The 19,860-nt window shown below is 62.5% G+C and carries 19 protein-coding genes; all 19 read right to left on the minus strand.

The features are described from left to right. Window positions 1–2 precede the first annotated feature (2 nt). The 19 genes from rplV to secE all read right to left on the minus strand — a co-directional run bounded on the left by rplV (window position 3) and on the right by secE (window position 19,785). Window positions 3–341: a 50S ribosomal protein L22 gene (rplV, locus tag IPM80_11580; protein MBK8959051.1), complete on the minus strand. Its 339-nt coding sequence runs from the start codon at window positions 339–341 to the stop codon at window positions 3–5. 13 nt (window positions 342–354) lie between these two features. Further along, on the minus strand, window positions 355–627 hold the full coding sequence (rpsS, locus tag IPM80_11585) for a 30S ribosomal protein S19 (protein ID MBK8959052.1): 273 nt from the start codon (window positions 625–627) through the stop codon (window positions 355–357). 14 nt (window positions 628–641) lie between these two features. Beyond that, entirely contained in the window at window positions 642–1,469 is an 828-nt protein-coding gene (gene rplB, locus IPM80_11590) for a 50S ribosomal protein L2 (protein MBK8959053.1), read from the minus strand. Window positions 1,470–1,486: 17 nt separating this feature from the next. Beyond that, window positions 1,487–1,783 (minus strand): 50S ribosomal protein L23, encoded by a 297-nt coding sequence (gene rplW, locus IPM80_11595; GenBank protein MBK8959054.1) that lies wholly within the window; start codon window positions 1,781–1,783, stop codon window positions 1,487–1,489. Beyond that, a complete protein-coding gene (rplD, locus tag IPM80_11600; GenBank protein ID MBK8959055.1) occupies window positions 1,780–2,400 on the minus strand; it encodes a 50S ribosomal protein L4 in 621 nt (206 codons plus the stop codon). Before rplD ends, rplW begins: the two co-directional genes overlap by 4 nt. A 15-nt stretch (window positions 2,401–2,415) precedes the next feature. Further along, on the minus strand, window positions 2,416–3,054 hold the full coding sequence (gene rplC, locus IPM80_11605) for a 50S ribosomal protein L3 (protein ID MBK8959056.1): 639 nt from the start codon (window positions 3,052–3,054) through the stop codon (window positions 2,416–2,418). Between the two features lie 17 nt (window positions 3,055–3,071). Then, window positions 3,072–3,383: a 30S ribosomal protein S10 gene (gene rpsJ, locus IPM80_11610; GenBank protein MBK8959057.1), complete on the minus strand. Its 312-nt coding sequence runs from the start codon at window positions 3,381–3,383 to the stop codon at window positions 3,072–3,074. A gap of 64 nt (window positions 3,384–3,447) precedes the next feature. Next, a complete protein-coding gene (gene tuf, locus IPM80_11615; GenBank protein MBK8959058.1) occupies window positions 3,448–4,638 on the minus strand; it encodes an elongation factor Tu in 1,191 nt (396 codons plus the stop codon). 55 nt (window positions 4,639–4,693) lie between these two features. Next, the gene (gene fusA, locus IPM80_11620; protein MBK8959059.1) at window positions 4,694–6,790 is read right to left on the minus strand and encodes an elongation factor G; all 2,097 of its coding nucleotides are present in this window, start codon (window positions 6,788–6,790) and stop codon (window positions 4,694–4,696) included. 26 nt (window positions 6,791–6,816) lie between these two features. Continuing rightward, window positions 6,817–7,287, minus strand: coding sequence for a 30S ribosomal protein S7 (gene rpsG, locus IPM80_11625; GenBank protein MBK8959060.1), 471 nt, complete (start codon window positions 7,285–7,287; stop codon window positions 6,817–6,819). Between the two features lie 35 nt (window positions 7,288–7,322). Beyond that, window positions 7,323–7,697 carry a 30S ribosomal protein S12 gene (rpsL, locus tag IPM80_11630; protein MBK8959061.1) on the minus strand — a complete coding sequence of 125 codons (375 nt, stop codon included), beginning with the start codon at window positions 7,695–7,697 and terminating at the stop codon, window positions 7,323–7,325. Between the two features lie 220 nt (window positions 7,698–7,917). Beyond that, entirely contained in the window at window positions 7,918–12,150 is a 4,233-nt protein-coding gene (gene rpoC / locus IPM80_11635) for a DNA-directed RNA polymerase subunit beta' (protein ID MBK8959062.1), read from the minus strand. A gap of 49 nt (window positions 12,151–12,199) precedes the next feature. Continuing rightward, window positions 12,200–16,276: a DNA-directed RNA polymerase subunit beta gene (rpoB, locus tag IPM80_11640; GenBank protein MBK8959063.1), complete on the minus strand. Its 4,077-nt coding sequence runs from the start codon at window positions 16,274–16,276 to the stop codon at window positions 12,200–12,202. Between the two features lie 166 nt (window positions 16,277–16,442). Then, window positions 16,443–16,820 (minus strand): 50S ribosomal protein L7/L12, encoded by a 378-nt coding sequence (gene rplL, locus IPM80_11645; GenBank protein ID MBK8959064.1) that lies wholly within the window; start codon window positions 16,818–16,820, stop codon window positions 16,443–16,445. A 36-nt stretch (window positions 16,821–16,856) separates the two neighbouring features. Then, a complete protein-coding gene (gene rplJ / locus IPM80_11650) occupies window positions 16,857–17,384 on the minus strand; it encodes a 50S ribosomal protein L10 (protein ID MBK8959065.1) in 528 nt (175 codons plus the stop codon). A 249-nt stretch (window positions 17,385–17,633) separates the two neighbouring features. Next, window positions 17,634–18,335 (minus strand): 50S ribosomal protein L1, encoded by a 702-nt coding sequence (rplA, locus tag IPM80_11655; GenBank protein MBK8959066.1) that lies wholly within the window; start codon window positions 18,333–18,335, stop codon window positions 17,634–17,636. Window positions 18,336–18,338: 3 nt separating this feature from the next. Further along, window positions 18,339–18,767 carry a 50S ribosomal protein L11 gene (rplK, locus tag IPM80_11660; GenBank protein ID MBK8959067.1) on the minus strand — a complete coding sequence of 143 codons (429 nt, stop codon included), beginning with the start codon at window positions 18,765–18,767 and terminating at the stop codon, window positions 18,339–18,341. 101 nt (window positions 18,768–18,868) lie between these two features. Beyond that, window positions 18,869–19,402 (minus strand): transcription termination/antitermination protein NusG, encoded by a 534-nt coding sequence (gene nusG / locus IPM80_11665; GenBank protein MBK8959068.1) that lies wholly within the window; start codon window positions 19,400–19,402, stop codon window positions 18,869–18,871. Window positions 19,403–19,407: 5 nt separating this feature from the next. Next, window positions 19,408–19,785 (minus strand): preprotein translocase subunit SecE, encoded by a 378-nt coding sequence (gene secE / locus IPM80_11670; GenBank protein ID MBK8959069.1) that lies wholly within the window; start codon window positions 19,783–19,785, stop codon window positions 19,408–19,410. Between the last annotated feature and the right edge of the window lie 75 nt (window positions 19,786–19,860).

Below are 19,860 nucleotides of genomic sequence, written 5' to 3' on the forward strand. Positions count from 1 at the left end.
TCCTACTGCCCCACTTGCTCGACCCACACGGTCACATGGCACGTGCGCTTCATGATTTTGGCGGCACGCCCGCGCGCTCGGGCGCGCCAGCGCTTCATGGTCGCACCCTCGTCGACCATGATGGTGCTGACCTTCAGCTCGTCGACATCGGCGCCGTCATTGTGCTCGGCGTTCGCGATCGCGGACTCCAGCACCTTCTTGACCAGATGCGCGGCCTTCTTGTTGCTGAAGGTCAGGATGTTGATGGCCTTTTCGACACGCTGGCCACGGATCTGGTCCGCCACCAGGCGCACCTTCTGCGCAGCCATACGCGCGTTTCTCAATTTAGCTACAGTCGCCATGTCTCTTTGATCCTTAGCGCGCCTTCTTGTCGGCCACGTGGCCGCGGAACGAACGCGTCGGCGCGAACTCGCCGAGCTTGTGTCCGACCATGTTTTCGTTGACGTACACCGGCATGTGCTGGCGACCGTTGTGGACGGCGATGGTCAGGCCAACCATGTCGGGTGCGACCATGGAACGGCGCGACCAGGTCTTGATCGGACGCTTGTCGTTGCGCGCGCGTGCCTCTTCCACCTTCTTCAGCAGGTGGTGGTCGATGAACGGGCCTTTGCGTATGGAACGGGCCATAGAGCTCTCCGCGACTACTTCTTGTTACGCCGACGCACGATGAGACCATCGGTGCGCTTGTTGTGGCGTGTCTTGTGACCTTTGGTCGGCGTGCCCCACGGGCTGACCGGGTGACGGCCACCCGAGGTGCGGCCTTCGCCACCACCGTGCGGATGATCGACCGGGTTCATGGCCACGCCGCGAACGGTCGGGCGCACACCGCGCCAGCGCTTCGCACCGGCCTTGCCGAGCGAACGCAGTGAATGTTCCTGATTGCCGACTTCACCGATGGTGGCGCGGCATTCGATCGGCACTTTGCGCATTTCACCCGAACGCAGACGCAGGGTCGCGTAGGCACCCTCGCGCGCCACGTACTGGATGGCGGCGCCGGCGCTGCGGCCGAGCTGGGCGCCCTTGCCGGGCTTGAGCTCGACGCAGTGGATGAGCGCACCCACCGGCATGTTACGCAACGGCAGGCAGTTGCCGGCCACGATCGGCGCATCGGCACCCGAACGCAGCTTGCTGCCGGCCTTCACGCCCTTCGGCGCGATGATGTAACGGCGCTCGCCGTCCTCGTACAGCACCAGCGCAATGTGCGCCGAGCGGTTCGGATCGTATTCCAGACGCTCGACCACCGCGTTGATGCCGTCCTTGTCACGACGGAAATCGATCATGCGGTAATGCTGCTTGTGACCGCCGCCACGGTGGCGCACGGTGATGCGGCCCTGGTTGTTGCGGCCGGAATTGCGCGACTGCGATTCCAGCAGCGGCGCATAGGGCGCGCCCTTGTGCAGGTCCGGCGTGGCGACCCGCACCACGCTGCGGCGACCGGGAGAGGTCGGTTTAGCTTTGAATAACGCCATGGCTGTTGCTCCGCCCCTTATTCGCCGCCGACGAAATTGATTTCGAAGCCTTCTTTGAGCTTCACGAAGGCCTTCTTCCAGTTGCTGCGCAGACCGGCCCGCCCTTTGAAGTTGCGGGTGCGCGCATGCACGGTGGAGGTCGTCACATGCTCGACCTCGACCTTGAACAGCTGCTCGACGGCGGCCTTGATTTCAGGCTTGGTCGCATCGTTCAAGACCTTGAACATGTACTGGCGGTGCAGGTCGGCGACACGCGCGCCCTTCTCCGACAGCTTGGGCTCCACGAGCACCTGTAACAAACGTTCCTGATTCATTTGAACATCGCCTCGAGGCCGGCCAGCGCCTTCTGCGTGACCACGACCTTGTCGTAGGAAATCAGCAGCACCGGGTCGACGGCACTGACGTCGGCCATGCCGATGTGCGGAATGTTGCGCGCCGCCAGGAACAGGTTCTCGGTGATCTCGTCGCACACGATCAGCACGTCGTTGACCCCGAGCTTGTTGAGCGCGGCCATCGCCAACTTGGTCTTCGGTTCGGCCAGCTGGAAATCGTCCACCACCACCAGACGGTCCTGGCGCACCAGTTCCGACAGGATCGAGCGCAACGCGCTGCGATACATCTTGCGGTTGACCTTCTGCGAGTAGTCACGCGGACGCGCGGCGAACGTCACACCGCCGCCACGCCACAGCGGGCTGCGAGTGGTGCCGGCACGCGCGCGACCGGTGCCCTTCTGGCGCCACGGCTTGCGACCACCGCCGGCGACGTCGGCACGCGACTTCTGCGCCTTGGTGCCGCTGCGAGCCGCGTTCATGTAGGCCACCACCACCTGGTGGACGAGGGCCTCGTTGAATTCGTTGCCGAACACTTCGTCCGACAACGCAACGCTGGACGCCGCTGCGTTGGATGAAATCGATTGAACTTGTAATTCCATGATTGCTATTTCAGCTTAGGCCTTGACCGCCGGGCGGATGATCACTTCGCCGCCCTTGGAACCGGGCACCGCACCCTTGATCAGCAGCAGGTTGCGGTCGACATCGACGCGCACCACCTGCAGGCTCTGCACGGTGCGCTGCTTGTCACCCATGTGACCCGCCATCTTCTTGCCCTTGACCACGCGCCCCGGGGTCTGGCACTGGCCAATGGAACCCGGTACGCGATGCGACACCGAGTTGCCGTGGGAAGCGTCCTGCGAACTGAAGTTGTGGCGCTTGATGGTACCGGCGAAGCCCTTGCCGATGCTGGTACCGGTCACGTCCACGTACTGGCCCGCTTCGAAAAAGTCGACCTTGAGCTCGGAACCGACATTCAGTTCAGGCTCGTTGGCGCCGCCGGTGCGGAACTCCCACAGACCACGACCGGCGCCGACGCCAGCCTTCTTGAACTCACCGGCCAGCGCGCGATTGACGCGGTTCTGCGCCTTCTCACCACAGGTCACCTGGACCGCGCTGTAGCCATCGGTGTCGGGAGTCTTCACGCGCGTGACGCGATTCGGCTCGACTTCGACGACGGTCACCGGGGTCGACGCGCCGTCTTCAGTGAAGACCCGCGTCATGCCGCACTTGCGTCCAATCAATCCAAGGCTCATGCCTGCTCTCCAAACGCCTAGTTCAACTTGATCTGGACATCAACGCCTGCGGCGAGATCCAGCTTCATCAGTGCGTCAACCGTCTTGTCGGTCGGGTTGACGATGTCGAGCAAACGCTTGTGAGTGCGGATCTCGTATTGATCACGCGCGTCCTTGTTGACGTGCGGTGAGATCAGAACGGTAAAGCGTTCTTTCTTCGTGGGCAGAGGTATCGGGCCCTTCACTTGGGCGCCCGTCCGCTTGGCCGTTTCGACGATCTCCTTGGTCGACTGGTCGATCAGTCGATGGTCGAACGCCTTGAGCCGGATTCTGATTACTTGCTGATTCATCGCGTGTTCCGATGACCTTCTAATTCAAAAATGTGCAAAATTGAGTGGCAGACGAGTCTCGCGCTTACTCGAGAATCTTGCTGACCACGCCGGCGCCGACGGTGCGGCCACCTTCGCGGATTGCAAAGCGCAGACCGTCTTCCATCGCGATCGGGTTGATCAGCTTCACCGTCACCTTGACGTTGTCGCCGGGCATCACCATCTCGACGCCTTCAGGCAGCGACACCGCGCCCGTCACGTCCGTCGTGCGGAAATAAAACTGCGGACGGTAGTTGCTGAAGAACGGCGTGTGACGGCCACCCTCTTCCTTCGACAGCACGTACACTTCCGCTTCAAAATGCGTATGCGGGTTCACAGAGCCCGGCTTGCACAGCACCTGGCCGCGCTCAACGTCTTCACGCTTCGTGCCGCGCAGCAGCACGCCCACGTTGTCGCCCGCCTGGCCTTCGTCCAGCAGCTTGCGGAACATCTCCACGCCCGTGCAGGTGGTCTTGGTCGTGGCCTTGATGCCCACGATCTCGACTTCTTCACCCACCTTCACGATGCCGCGCTCGATACGGCCCGTCACCACCGTGCCACGGCCCGAGATCGAGAACACGTCTTCGATCGGCAGCAGGAACGGGCGGTCTACCGGACGCTCCGGGATCGGCACGTAATCGTCCAGCGCCTGCACCAGGCGCTCGATCGACGGCGTGCCTATTTCGCTGGTGTCGCCTTCCACCGCCTTCAACGCGCTGCCGATGATCACCGGCGTGTCGTCGCCCGGGAACTGGTAGGAATCCAGCAGCTCGCGAATTTCGAGCTCCACCAGCTCCAACAACTCCGCGTCGTCGACCATGTCCGCCTTGTTCAAATACACCACGATCTTCGGCACGCCCACCTGACGCGCCAGCAGGATGTGCTCGCGCGTCTGCGGCATCGGGCCGTCCGCCGCGCTGCACACCAGGATAGCGCCGTCCATCTGCGCCGCGCCCGTGATCATGTTCTTCACGTAGTCCGCGTGCCCGGGGCAGTCAACGTGCGCGTAGTGACGCGTCGCGCTCTCGTATTCCACGTGCGCCGTCGCGATCGTGATACCGCGCTCGCGCTCTTCCGGGGCGTTGTCAATCTGGTCGTACGCCTTCACGTCGCCGCCGAACTTCGCCGCCGACACGATAGTCAGCGCTGCCGTCAGGGTCGTCTTACCGTGATCCACATGACCGATGGTCCCCACATTCACATGCGGTTTCGTTCTCGAAAATTTTTCCTTGGCCATGGCTCTTCAACCCTCTGGTACTTTGCCGTTTAAGATGTTGGCGGTAAGACGCCGACTAACTTCTCTTGATGACTGCTTCAGCAATGTTGCTGGGAGCTTCGGCATAACGCGCGAACTCCATGGAATACGTGGCGCGCCCCTGCGTCGCCGAGCGCAGATCGGTGGCGTAGCCGAACATCTCGGCCAGCGGCACTTCCGCGCGAATCACCGCACCGGCCGGCGATTCATCGGTGCCATGCAGCACGCCACGACGGCGGCTGAGGTCACCGTTGACCGTGCCCATGTACTCGTCCGGGGTCACGATCTCGACGCTCATCAAGGGCTCGAGCAGCACGGGTTTGGCCTCGCGCATGCCTTCCTTGAAACCAATCGAGCCGGCGATCTTGAACGCCATTTCGTTGGAATCAACGTCGTGGTAGGAGCCGTCATGCAACGTGACCTTGACGTCCACCACCGGGTAACCAGCCAGCACGCCGTTGGCGAGCGCTTCCTGGATACCCTTCTGTACCGCCGGAATGAATTCCTTCGGCACCACACCGCCGACGATGCCATTGACGAATTCGAAGCCCGATCCCTGCGGCGCCGGTTCCAGCTTCAGCACCACGTGACCGTACTGGCCACGGCCGCCGCTCTGGCGCACGAACTTGCCTTCCGCATTCTCGACCACCGCCTTGATGGTCTCGCGGTAGGCGACCTGCGGCTTGCCGACGTTGGCATCGACCTTGAACTCGCGACGCATGCGATCAACGATGATTTCGAGGTGCAGCTCGCCCATGCCGGAAATGATGATCTGACCGGACTCTTCGTCGGTCGCGACCCGGAACGACGGGTCTTCGGCGGCGAGCTTCGAGAGCGCCACGCCCATCTTTTCCTGGTCGGCCTTGGTCTTCGGCTCGACGGCGACAGCGATCACCGGATCCGGGAACTCCATGCGCTCGAGCGTGATTACCTTGTCGGTGTCACACAGGGTGTCACCGGTGGTGACATCCTTGAGGCCGACCGCGGCGGCGATATCGCCCGCGCATACGGCCTTGATCTCTTCGCGGCTGTTGGCGTGCATCTGCAGGATGCGGCCAAAGCGCTCTTTCTTGCCCTTGATCGGGTTGTACACCGTGTCACCCGACTTCACGACGCCCGAGTAGACGCGGAAGAAGGACAGGGTACCGACGAAAGGGTCGGTCGCAATCTTGAATGCCAGGGCCGCGAACGGCGCATCGTCGGAAGCCGGGCGCGTATCTTCGCTGGTGCCGTCTTCCGCCAGGCCCTTGATGGCCGGCACGTCCACCGGCGCGGGCAGGTATTCCACCACCGCGTCGAGCAGGGCCTGCACGCCCTTGTTCTTGAAGGCCGAACCACACAGCACCGGCACGATTTCGTTGTTCAGGGTGCGCTTGCGCAGCCCGGCCTTGATCTCTTCGATGCTGAGGGCTTGGCCATCGAGGTACTTTTCGGTCAGTTCCTCGGAAGCTTCGGCCGCCGCCTCGACCAGCGCTTCGCGCAGGGTCTTGCAGGTCTCGAGCTCCGCCGCGCCGATTTCGCGTTCTTCGAAGCGCATGCCGAGCGTCGCTTCGTCCCAGTAGATGGCCTTCATCTTCAGCAGGTCGATGACGCCTTCGAAACTGTCTTCCGAGCCGATCGGAAACTGCACCGGCACCGGGTTGCCGCCCAGGCGGCTGCGGATCTGGCCGACCACGCGCAGGAAGTCGGCGCCGGCGCGGTCCATCTTGTTCACGAACGCGAGGCGCGGCACGCCATACTTATTGGCCTGGCGCCACACCGTCTCGGACTGCGGCTCGACACCGCCCACCGCGCAGAACACGCCCACCGCGCCGTCCAGCACGCGCAACGAACGCTCAACTTCAATGGTGAAATCGACATGCCCGGGGGTGTCGATGATGTTGATGCGATGCTGCGGGAACTGCTTGTCCATGCCTTCCCAGAAGCAGGTGGTGGCCGCGGAGGTGATGGTGATACCCCGCTCCTGTTCCTGCTCCATCCAGTCCATGACGGCCGCGCCGTCGTGGACTTCACCGATCTTGTGCGACACCCCGGTGTAGTAAAGGATGCGCTCGGTGGTCGTGGTCTTGCCCGCGTCGATATGCGCCATGATCCCGATATTTCGGTAGCGTTCGATGGGCGTATTGCGGGCCACGGCGGTTTACTCGACGATTCCGAGGCTTACCAGCGGTAGTGCGAGAACGCGCGGTTGGCTTCCGCCATCTTGTGCGTGTCTTCGCGCTTCTTCACGGCGGTGCCGCGGTTGTCGTAGGCCTCGACCATCTCGTTGGCGAGGCGCTGACCCATGGATTTTTCGCTGCGCTTGCGCGCGGCATCGACCAGCCAGCGCATGGCCAGGGCCACGCGACGGTTGGGACGCACTTCGACCGGCACCTGGTAGGTGGCGCCGCCGACGCGGCGGGACTTCACTTCCACCTTGGGCTCGACGTTCTCGAGCGCCTGCTTGAAGACGTCGAGAGCCTGGCCCTTGCCGCGGTGCTCCACTTCCGACAGCGCGCCGTAGACGATCTTTTCGGCGACGGCCTTCTTGCCGCGCGACATGACCATGTTGATGAACTTGGCCACCGTGCGATCCCCGTATTTCGGATCCGGCAGGATTTCGCGTTTGGAAGCAACGTGACGTCGAGACATCGTATTCGCCCTGAATTAGCGGTTCTTTTAGGGATTTAGGCTTTGGGACGCTTGGCGCCGTACTTGGAGCGTCCCTGGCGGCGTGCGGTGACGCCGGAGGTATCGAGCGTGCCGCGCACCGTGTGGTAGCGGACACCGGGCAGGTCTTTGACACGACCGCCGCGAATCAGAATGACCGAGTGCTCCTGAAGGTTGTGCCCTTCGCCACCGATATAGGTGGTGACTTCCTGACCATTGGTCAGGCGGACGCGAGCCACTTTGCGCAGCGCCGAGTTCGGCTTCTTGGGCGTGGTGGTGTAAACGCGCGTGCATACGCCCCGCTTCTGCGGGCAGGCCTCGAGGGCCGGGACGTTGCTCTTCTCGGCCTTACGCCGACGCGGTTTGCGCACTAATTGATTTATTGTCGCCATGGCCTTCAGCGCTCTTCGGTAGTTCCGATTGTTAAACAGCAAAACTTTCAGCGTCGTCAGTCCACCCTGGTGCGTTGAGAACGCCGGGGTCTGGCCCACCGAGGGCGGGTCCAAGTTTGGTTAGGAAAACGACGGAGGAAAAAAACGACAGGGAGGTTTTCACCTGCCTGTCGTAGAAGCGGGATTATAGGGATCCCGCTTTCGTCGTGTCAACGCTTAGTCATGCACTTTTTGTGGTCGGCTCAGCATCCGATGAGCTTTCCACTTCGCGCAGCTCCGCCATCAGTTCCGCATCGAGTCCGGCCGCCAGATCGGCGAGGCTCGGTGTTGCGGAAAAGCCGCGGCGCTTGCGGTTCGCGTGATAAGAGAAACCGGTACCGGCCGGGATCAAACGCCCGACGATGACGTTCTCCTTCAGACCGCGCAGTTCATCGTGCTTGCCGGTGACCGAGGCCTCCGTGAGCACGCGGGTGGTCTCCTGGAAGGAGGCCGCCGAAATGAACGACTCGGTGGCGAGCGACGCCTTGGTGATGCCGAGCAGCAGCTGCTGGCCGCTGGCCGGACGCTCGCCCTTGGCGGTCACGGCATCGTTTTCGTCCATCAGGCGCTCGCGCTCGATCTGCTCACCCTTCAGGAAGCGGGTGTCACCGGCGTCGGTGATCTCGATCTTGCGCAGCATCTGGCGGACGATGGTTTCGATGTGCTTGTCGTTGATCTTCACGCCCTGCAGACGGTAGACCTCCTGCACTTCGTTGACCACGTAGCGGGTCAGCTCGTGGACGCCCTTCAGGCGCAGGATGTCATGGGAATCCGGCGCGCCGTCGCACACGGTTTCACCGCGTTCCACGTGCTCGCCTTCGAACACCGTGACATGGCGCCACTTGGGAATGAGGCTCTCGAACTGCTCGCCGTCGCTGCCGGTGATGATCAGACGCTGCTTGCCCTTGGTGTCCTTGCCGAAAGACACGGTACCCGTGGCCTCGGCCAGAATCGCCGGTTCCTTGGGTTTGCGCGCTTCGAACAGGTCCGCCACGCGCGGCAGACCGCCAGTGATGTCGCGGGTCTTGGACGACTCCTGCGGGATACGCGAGAGCACGTCGCCGACCTTCACTTCCTGGCCGTCGGAAACGACCACGATGGCGTTGGGCGGCAGGAAGTAGTGCGCCGGGATGTCGGTACCAGGGATGCGCAGTTCCTTGCCCTTGGCGTCGAGCAGCTTCAGCACCGGACGCAGATCCTTGCCGGCGCTGCCGCGCTGCTTGAGATCCATGACCACGATGCTGGACAGGCCGGTGATTTCGTCGACCTGGCGGGCGACCGTCACGCCTTCGTCGATGTCCTGGAACACGACCGTGCCGGCTACTTCCGTGATGATCGGATGGGTATGCGGGTCCCAGGTGGCAACCGTCTGGCCGGCCTTGACCTCGGCGCCGTCGGCCACGGAGAGCACCGCACCGTAGGGCACCTTGTAGCGCTCGCGGTCACGACCGATGTCGTCGTTGACCACCAGTTCGCCGGAACGGGACACCGACACGAACGTGCCGTCCTCGTGGGCGAGGGTCTTCATGTTGACCAGCTTGATGGTGCCGGAAGCCTTCACTTCGATGCTGTTGACGGCCGCCGCTCGGGATGCCGCGCCACCGATGTGGAAAGTACGCATGGTGAGCTGGGTGCCCGGCTCGCCGATCGACTGCGCGGCGATGACGCCGACCGCTTCGCCGACATTGACGCGATGGCCACGGGCGAGATCGCGACCGTAGCAGGAAGCGCAGATGCCATAGCGGGTTTCGCAGGTGATGGGCGAACGCACCAGTACTTCGTCGACGCCGTGCTCGTCGAGATACTCGACCCACTTCTCGTCGATCATGGTGCCGGCCTTGGCGATGACCTCGGTCTCGCCGGGACGGCAGACGTCCTGCGCAACCACGCGGCCGAGGATGCGGTCGCCGAGCGCCTGGATGACGTCGCCGCCTTCGATGATGGGGTTCATCACCAGGCCTTCGGTGGTGCCGCAGTCGATTTCGGTGACCACGAGGTCCTGCGCGACGTCGACCAGGCGACGGGTCAGGTACCCGGAGTTGGCGGTCTTGAGCGCGGTATCGGCCAAGCCCTTGCGTGCGCCGTGGGTCGAGATGAAGTACTGCAGCACGTTCAGGCCTTCACGGAAGTTGGCCGTGATGGGCGTCTCGATGATGGAGCCGTCGGGCTTGGCCATGAGGCCGCGCATGCCGGCGAGCTGGCGAATCTGGGCGGCGGAACCGCGCGCGCCGGAATCGGCCATCATGAAGATCGAGTTGAACGACGCCTGGCGCACCGCCTCACCGCTCTTGCCGGTGACGAACTGCGAACCGAGTTTGTCCATCATGGCTTTCGCCACCTGGTCATTGGTGTGGGACCAGATGTCGACGACCTTGTTGTAGCGCTCGCCGGTGGTGACGAGACCGGAAGCGTATTGCTCCTCGATTTCCTTCACCTGCTTTTCAGCAGCCTCGATGATGCGCGCCTTGTCTTCCGGCACCACCATGTCGTCGACGCCGATGGAGACACCGGCGCGGGTCGCGTGCTGGAAGCCGGCGTACATCAGGCGGTCGGCGAAGATCACGGTCTCTTTGAGGCCCGCCACGCGATAGCAGGTATCGAACAGGCGCGAGATCGAACGCTTGTTGAGCACCTGGTTGATCAGCGAGAACGGCAGACCGCGCGGCAACAGGCCCGACAGCAACGCGCGACCGACGGTGGTGGTGACGAGTTCGGTGCGTTCCTGCACCACGTGCTGCTCGTCGAATTCCGCCAGTTCCATGCGCACCTTGCAGCGCGCGTGCAGCGAAACCGCGCCGGTCTCGAAAGCGCGATGCACTTCCGAGATGTCGGCGAAGCTCATGCCGGTGCCCTTGGCGTCCACCGCATCGCGGGTGATGTAGTACAGGCCCAACACCACGTCCTGGGTCGGCACGATGATCGGGTCACCGTTGGCGGGCGACAGGATGTTGTTGGTCGACATCATGAGGCTGCGCGCTTCGAGCTGCGCCTCGATGGACAGCGGCACGTGCACCGCCATCTGATCGCCGTCGAAGTCGGCGTTGAACGCGGTACACACCAGCGGATGGAGCTGGATGGCCTTGCCTTCGATCAGCACCGGCTCGAACGCCTGGATGCCGAGGCGGTGCAGGGTCGGAGCGCGGTTCAGCATCACCGGATGTTCGCGGATCACCTCTTCGAGAATGTCCCACACCTCCGGCCCTTCGCGCTCGACGAGCTTCTTGGCGGCCTTGATGGTGGTCGCCATGCCGCGGCGCTCGAGCTTGCTGAAGATAAAGGGCTTGAACAGTTCCAGTGCCATCTTCTTCGGCAGGCCGCACTGGTGCAGCTTCAAGGTCGGACCGACCACGATCACGGAACGACCGGAGTAGTCGACGCGCTTGCCGAGCAGGTTCTGACGGAAACGGCCCTGCTTGCCTTTGATCATGTCGGCCAGCGACTTCAAGGGCAGCTTGTTGGTACCGGTGATGGCGCGACCACGACGGCCGTTGTCGAGCAGCGCGTCCACCGCTTCCTGCAGCATGCGCTTTTCGTTGCGCACGATGATGTCGGGCGCGTTCAGATCGAGCAGGCGCTTCAGGCGGTTGTTCCGGTTGATGACGCGACGGTACAGATCGTTCAGATCGGAAGTCGCGAAACGGCCACCGTCCAGCGGCACCAAGGGACGCAGTTCCGGCGGCAGCACCGGCAGCACCTTCATCACCATCCACTCGGGACGGTTGCCGGAATGGAGGAAGGCCTCCATCAGCTTCAGGCGCTTGGTGAGCTTCTTGATCTTGGTTTCGGAGTTGGTCTTCGGCAGCTCCTCGCGGATGGTCTTGACCTCGTGGGCAAGGTCGACCGTCTTCAGCAGTTCATAGACCGCTTCGGCGCCCATGCGCGCGTCGAAGTCGTCGCCGTATTGTTCGATGGCGTCGAGATAGGACTCTTCGGACAGCAACTGGCCGCGCTCGAGATCGGTCATGCCGGGCTCGACCACCACGTAGGCTTCGAAGTACAGGATGCGCTCGATTTCGCGCAGGGTCATGTCGAGCAACAGGCCCATGCGGGACGGCAGCGACTTCAAATACCAGATGTGCGCGACCGGGCTCGCCAGTTCGATGTGGCCCATGCGCTCGCGTCGCACCTTGGCCAGCGTCACTTCCACGCCGCACTTCTCGCACACCACGCCGCGATGCTTCAGGCGCTTGTACTTGCCGCACAGGCACTCGTAATCCTTGATCGGTCCAAAGATCTTGGCGCAGAACAGGCCGTCGCGCTCGGGCTTGAAGGTTCGGTAGTTGATGGTCTCCGGCTTCTTCACTTCGCCGTAGGACCACGAACGAATTTTTTCCGGCGACGCCAGGCCAATGCTGATGGCGTCGAAATCTTCAACCTGCCCCTGGGTCTTCAACAGATCAAGTAGGTCTTTCACGAGCAATACTCCTTAAACAGCGAAACGCGCCGAATATCCGGTTGAAGCCTTATTCGTGTTCCAGTTCGATGTCGATGCCCAACGAGCGCATCTCTTTCAACAGAACATTGAACGATTCGGGCATACCCGCTTCCATCTTGTGATCGCCGTCCACGATGTTCTTGTACATCTTGGTGCGACCGTTGACGTCGTCGGATTTGACCGTGAGCATTTCCTGCAAGGTGTAGGCAGCACCATAGGCCTCGAGCGCCCACACTTCCATTTCACCGAAACGCTGGCCACCGAACTGCGCCTTGCCACCCAGCGGCTGCTGAGTAACGAGGCTGTACGGGCCAGTCGAGCGCGCGTGCATCTTGTCGTCGACCAAGTGGTTCAACTTCAGGATGTACATGTAACCGACAGTCACCTGGCGCTCGAAGGCATCGCCGGTGCGACCGTCGTAGAGCGTGGTCTGGCCCGAGCGCGGCAGCCCGGCCAGTTCCAGCATGTTCTTGATCTCTTCCTCCTTGGCGCCGTCGAACACCGGCGTCGCCATCGGCACGCCGTGGCGCAGGTTGGAACACAGACCGACCACATCGTCGTCCGTCAGCGTGTCGAGCGCTTCCTTCTGGCCGCTGGTGTTGTAGACCTTGCCCAGGAACTCGCGAATCTCCGGCATGCCGGCCATGCGATCGACCATCTCGCCGATACGCAAGCCAAGACCCCGCGCCGCCCAGCCAAGATGGGTTTCGAGCACCTGGCCGACGTTCATGCGCGAAGGCACGCCGAGCGGATTGAGCACCACGTCGACCGGGGTGCCGTCTTCCATGTAGGGCATGTCTTCGATCGGCACGATCATCGAGACCACGCCCTTGTTGCCGTGGCGGCCGGCCATCTTGTCGCCGGGCTGCATGCGGCGCTTCACGGCGAGGTAGACCTTGGCCATCTTGAGCACGCCGGGCGCAAGATCGTCGCCCGAGGTCAGCTTGGCCTTCTTCTCGCTGAACTGCTTATCGAAGTCTTCGCGGTAGTTTTCGATCTGACCGGCGAGCTGCTCGAGCTGCTCGTTGGTGGTGTCGTCCTTGATGCGCAGATCGAACCACTTGCCGCGATCGACTTCCGACAACATCTGCTTGGTGATCTTGGCGCCGCCCTTCATCTGGCCCGGGCCCTTGTCGGCAATCTTGCCGGTCACCAGGCGCTCGACGCGCTCGTAGATATCGTCTTCGAGGATCTTGAACTGGTCGTCCAGATCCTTCTTCACGCGCGCAATTTCGGCGCTTTCGATTTCACGCGCGCGGGCGTCCTTCGGGATGCCGTCACGGGTGAAGACCTGCACGTCGATGACGGTACCGCTCATGCCTGACGGCACGCGCAGCGAGGTGTCCTTCACGTCCGAGGCCTTCTCACCGAAGATCGCGCGCAAGAGCTTTTCTTCCGGGGTGAGCTGAGTCTCGCCCTTGGGCGTGACCTTGCCGACCAGGATGTCACCCGGGTGCACTTCGGCGCCGATGTAGACAATGCCCGATTCGTCGAGCTTGGAGAGCGCACTCTCGCTGACATTCGGGATGTCGGACGAAATCTCTTCCGGCCCGAGCTTGGTGTCGCGCGCCACGCAGGTCAGTTCTTCGATGTGAATCGAAGTGAAGCGGTCTTCCTGCACCACGCGCTCCGAGATCAGGATCGAGTCCTCGAAGTTGTAGCCGTTCCAGGGCATGAACGCGACCAGCATGTTCTGGCCGAGCGCCAGTTCGCCAAGATCGGTCGAGGGGCCGTCGGCCAGCACGTCGCCCTTGGCAATCTTGTCGCCGAGCTTCACCAGCGGGCGCTGGTTGATGCAGGTGTTCTGGTTGGAACGGGTGTACTTGGTCAGGTTGTAGATGTCGACGCCCGACTCACCGGCGCTGGTCTCGTCGTCATTGACGCGCACCACGATGCGCGCAGCGTCCACGGCGTAGACTTCGCCGCCGCGCAGGGCAACGACCGTCACACCGGAATCCTTGGCTACCGCACGCTCGATGCCGGTGCCCACCAGCGGCTTGTCGGCACGCAGGGTCGGCACAGCCTGACGCTGCATGTTCGAACCCATCAGGGCGCGGTTGGCGTCGTCATGTTCGAGGAACGGGATCAAGGCCGCGGCGACCGATACGATCTGACGCGGCGAGACGTCCATGTATTGCACGCGCTCCGGCGAAGCGAGCGTGAATTCATTCAGGTGACGCGACGACACCAGGCCATCGATGAGGCGACCTGCGGCATCGAGCGTGGCATTGGCCTGCGCGATCACGTACTGGCCTTCTTCGATCGCCGACAGGTATTCGATCCTGTCGGTGGCCACGCCGCTCTCGACCTTGCGATAGGGCGTTTCCAGGAAGCCGTACTGGTTGGTGCGGGCGTAGACCGCCAACGAATTGATGAGACCGATGTTCGGACCTTCCGGCGTTTCAATCGGGCACACGCGGCCGTAATGGGTCGGATGCACGTCGCGCACTTCGAAGCCGGCGCGTTCGCGGGTCAGACCGCCCGGCCCAAGCGCGGAAACGCGGCGCTTATGCGTGACTTCCGACAGCGGGTTGTTCTGATCCATGAACTGCGAGAGCTGGCTGGAGCCGAAGAACTCCTTGATCACCGCCGACACCGGCTTGGCGTTGATGAGTTCCTGCGGCATGTAGCCTTCCGATTCGGCCAGCGACAGGCGCTCCTTGACCGCGCGTTCGACGCGCACCAGGCCGACGCGGAACTGGTTTTCGGCCATTTCGCCGACGCTGCGCACGCGACGGTTGCCGAGATGGTCGATGTCGTCGACGCTGCCGTTGCCATTGCGGATGTCGATGAGGACACGCAGCACATCGGTGATGTCCTTCTCGTTCAAGACGCCGCTGCCGGTAACTTCCTGACGGCCGACGCGACGGTTGAACTTCATGCGACCGACCGCCGACAAGTCATAGCGGTCTTCGGTGAAGAACAGGTTCTTGAACAGGTTTTCGGCCGCTTCCTTGGTCGGCGGCTCGCCGGGACGCATCATGCGGTAGATTTCGACCTGCGCCTCGAGCGGCGTGTTGGTCGGGTCGACGCGTAACGTTTCGGAAATATAGGCCCCGTGATCGAGATCGTTGGCGAAGATGGTCTCGAGTTCGCTGACGTCGAGCTTGGTCAGCTTGGCCAGCAGGTCTTCGGAGATCTCGTCGTTGGCATTGGCCACGACTTCGCCCGTGCTCTTGTCGACCACGTCGCGCGCAAGTGTCTTGCCGACCAGGAAGCTGCGCGGCACCGTGATCTCGGTGATACCGCGCTGTTGGATCTCACGAGTATGGCGCGCGGTGATGCGGCGGTCCGCTTCGACCAGGACGTTGCCGTCGGAATCAATGAGGTCGAATTCCAAGGTCTCACCGCGCAAGCGCTCCGGCACCAGGTGCACGCGCACCTGCTCGCCGTCGAGGATGAAAGTGTCACGCTCGAAAAAAGTTTCCAGCATCTGCTGGGTGGAAAAGCCCAAGGCGCGCAACAACACGGTGGCCGGCAGCTTGCGCCGGCGATCGATACGCACGTAGACGTGATCCTTGGGATCGAATTCGAAATCGAGCCACGAACCGCGATAGGGAATGACGCGGGCCGAGAACAACAGCTTGCCCGAGGAATGGGTCTTGCCGCGGTCGTGATCGAAAAACACGCCCGGCGAACGATGCAACTGCGAAACGATGACGCGCTCGGTGCCATTGATGACGAACGTGCCATTGGTGGTCATGAGCGGCAATTCGCCCATGTAGACTTCCTGCTCGCGAACATCCTTGATGACCTTGTCGGCGCCGGATTCCTTGTCATAGATCACGAGACGCACGGTCACGCGCAGGGATGCGGCGTAGGTCAGGCCACGCACCTGGCATTCCTTGACGTCGAACACAGGATCGCCGAGGCGATAGCTCACATACTCGAGTACGGCATTGCCGGAATAGGATTCGATCGGGAACACCGACTTGAAAGCCGCGTGCAGGCCCTGCTCGCTGCGCGCCTCGACGGTGCACTCTTCCTGCAGGAAGCGCTTGTAGGACTCAATCTGGGTTTCGAGCAGATAGGGCACATCAAGAATCGGCGGAGTCTTGCTGAAATCCTTGCGGATGCGCTTCTTCTCGGTATAGGTATAGGCCATGGTGATTACCGTCCTGTTAAACCAGATTGCGTGTCTGCACGACAATGGGACCGTGCGCGACGACGTCGGTGCCGTGACGCGGGAAATGGAACACGGTCACGCGCTCGCGACGAGCGCGTGACCGGTTCCCAATCTTCAACTTGCGGACTGACTGCAAGGCGAGGAACTACTTGAGTTCCACCGCCGCGCCAGCTTCTTCGAGCTGCTTCTTGATGCTGTCGGCTTCGGCCTTGTTTGCGCCTTCCTTGACGACGGACGGCACGCCTTCGACCATGTCCTTGGCTTCCTTCAGGCCGAGGCCCGTGATTGCGCGGACGGTCTTGATGACGTTGACCTTGTTTTCGCCGAAGCTGGTCATGACGACGTCGAATTCGTCCTTGACCTCTTCCTTGGCGCCACCGGCATCAGCCGCGACGGCCACGGTCGCAACCGCGGCGGCGGCGGACACGCCCCACTTCTCCTCGAGCATGGAGACCAGTTCGGTCACCTCGAGGATGGTCATACCGCTAAGGGTTTCGACCAGTTCTTCTTTTGAAACTGCCATTTTAATGCTCTCCTAAAAACAGATTGTGCAAACCATTCAAGCGGACTGAAGCGACTCTTTGCGAGCCGCAAGCACACGCACAAACTGACCGGCCGGCTCCGCGAGGGTCCGAACCAGTTTCGTCTGCGGGGCCAGGAAGACCGAAAGAAGCTTGGAACGCGCCTCGTCGAGCGTCGGCAGGCTGGCCAGCAGTTCGAGATCCGAAGCGGGTCTCAACTCACCGGCGAAAGCCACGGCCTTGGTCACCAGCTTCGCGTTGTCCTTGGCGAAATCACGCACCAGTCGCGCGCCTGCACCGGGGTCTTCCATGGAAAACACCAGCAGCAGCGGACCCGTGAGGGAATCCTTCAGACATTCGAAGCTCGTGCCGTCGACCGCGCGACGTGCGAGCGTGTTCTTGACCACGCGCAGGTAGACACCGGTGCTGCGCGCCTTGGTGCGCAGCTGGGTCATCTGGGAGACGGTCAAGCCGATATACTCGGCGGCAACCGCGGCTTGCGCCGTGGCCGCCACTTCTTTCACTTCCGAAACAACCGCTTGTTTTTGCTGTAGGGTCAAACTCATTGGTCATTTCTCCCGGTTAGATTCCGCCCCTCGGGGCAGTAATCGCACCATTTGCTGCCAGCACCACGATGAAGCGGCGATGGCAAGGTTTACGGCGTCCTAACCGGGCATCAATCTGCCCTTGGGGAACACCGTCTGCGCGGGCCGAAGCCGATTAACCACACCTCACGGTGCGGACCCGCGGTCTTTGACGGCTGCCGGCTGACGCCGACAACCCAAAGTTCGTGAAATCCTTGACGACGAGCGCGCTCAAACGACATCCAGGCTCGACTTGTCCACCGCCAGGCCGGGGCCCATGGTGGTCGAGATCGAAATTGCCTGCATGTAGATGCCCTTGGCCGAGCTGGGCTTGGCCTTGCGCAGATCGGCGAGGATCGCTTCGAGGTTTGCCTTGAGCGCTTCGGGAGCGAACGAGGCTTTGCCAATCGGGCAATGGATGATGCCGGCCTTGTCGGTGCGGAACTGCACCTGGCCAGCCTTGGCATTACGCACTGCGGTGGTGACGTCGGTGGTGACAGTACCGACCTTGGGGTTCGGCATCAGACCGCGCGGACCAAGGATCTGGCCGAGCTGACCGACGACACGCATGGAAGCGGGCGTCGCAATGGCGATGTCGAAATTGATATTGCCGGCTTTGACCTCGGTGGCGAGATCGTCGAGGCCGATCACGTCGGCGCCGGCGGCGCGGCCCGCTTCGGCGTCGGCGCCGTCAGCGAACAGCGCAACGCGCACCGACTTGCCGGTGCCGTGGGGCAGCACGGTGGAACCACGCACGACCTGATCGGATTTGCGCGGATCGACGCCGAGATTCACAGCGACGTCGACGGTTTCGTCGAACTTGGCCGAGGCAATGGTCTTGACCAGCGCCAGCACTTCGTCGATGGCGCGCGGCTGGCGCGGGTTGCCAATTTTTTCGCGCAGGGCGCGTAAACGCTTACCTTGAGTCGCCATTGCTTAACCCTCCACGTCCAGGCCCATGCTGCGCGCCGTACCGGCGATGCAGCGGACCGCGGCCTCGACGCTGGCGGCCGTCATGTCGGCAGCCTTGGTCTTGGCGATTTCTTCGAGCTGCGCGCGGGTCACTTTGCCAACCTTCGCGGAGTTCGGAGTGCCACTGCCCTTGGCGACGCCGGCAGCCTTCATCAACAACACCGGTGCCGGCGTGGTCTTGGTCACGAAGGTGAAGCTCTTGTCGCTATAGGCGGTGATCACCACGGGCGTCGGCAGACCGGGCTCGAGGTTGGCGGTGCGGGCGTTGAACGCCTTGCAGAATTCCATGATGTTCAAGCCGCGCTGGCCGAGCGCCGGGCCGACCGGCGGGCTGGGGTTGGCCTGGCCGGCCTTCACCTGCAGCTTGATGTAAGCGTCTATCTTCTTTGCCACTTAAGGTCTCCTCGGGTGCAAGCGCCTCGCGGCTCCCCGTGCTGTTGGCGAGCTCAGGCCCGCGCTGTTACGTCGCTGCGGCGGCCACGCCGCCACGGACATCAATCCTTGCTGACCTGCCCGAACTCGAGTTCCACCGGCGTCGAGCGGCCGAAAATCGATACCGCCACGCGCAAGCGGCTCTTCTCGTAGTTGACTTCCTCGACCACGCCGTTGAAATCGGTGAACGGGCCGTCGATGACGCGCACCACTTCGCCGACTTCGAACAGCACCTTTGGCCGCGGCTTTTCCACGCCTTCCTGGATGCGATCGAGAATGGCCTGCGCCTCGCGCGGCGAAATCGGCGCGGGCTTGTCGCTGCTGCCGCCGATGAATCCCATGACCTTCGGGCAGTCCTTCACCAAGTGCCAGGAGTCGTTGTCCATCTCCATTTCCACCAGCACGTAGCCGGGGAAGAATTTGCGGTCGCTCTTGCGTTTCTGGCCGTCCTTCATTTCCACGACTTCTTCAGTCGGGACCAGGATCTGGCCGAACTTGTCTTCCATGCTGCCGCGCTTGATGCGCTCTTCCAGCGAACGCTTTACCTGGTTCTCAAACCCGGAGTAGGCATGTACCACGTACCAGTTCATTGCCACGATGATTACGCCCCATGTCCAATGACAGATTGCATCGCCCACCCCAGGAAGATGTCGAGCACCCACAACAGGAACGCGAACACCACGACCACGATCATCACGACGACGGTGGTCTGCACGGTTTCCTGGCGCGTCGGCCACACGACCTTGCGCACTTCGATCTGCGCGTCGCGTACGAAGCCGATGACCATGCGCCCCTTGTCGGTCTGCGCTGCCAGCGCCACGGCCAGCACCACGTCCAGGATCATGCCGCCGATGCGCATGAGCCGCGGCGCGTCCGCGTAGTACTGGAAGGCCACCACGCCCGCCAGCAGCATCGCCAGCGCGACGACCAGCTTGACGGTGTCCATCGAATTGGTTTCGGCGACGACTTTGGTGTTCATACGCGGAAGGCGGGCAGATTGCCGATCACTTTGCGCTCTTCGCAACGGACGCCTGCGCCCGATGCTGCCGCGCCG

Source organism: Pseudomonadota bacterium (assembly GCA_016719885.1).
Classification (GTDB): domain Bacteria; phylum Pseudomonadota; class Gammaproteobacteria.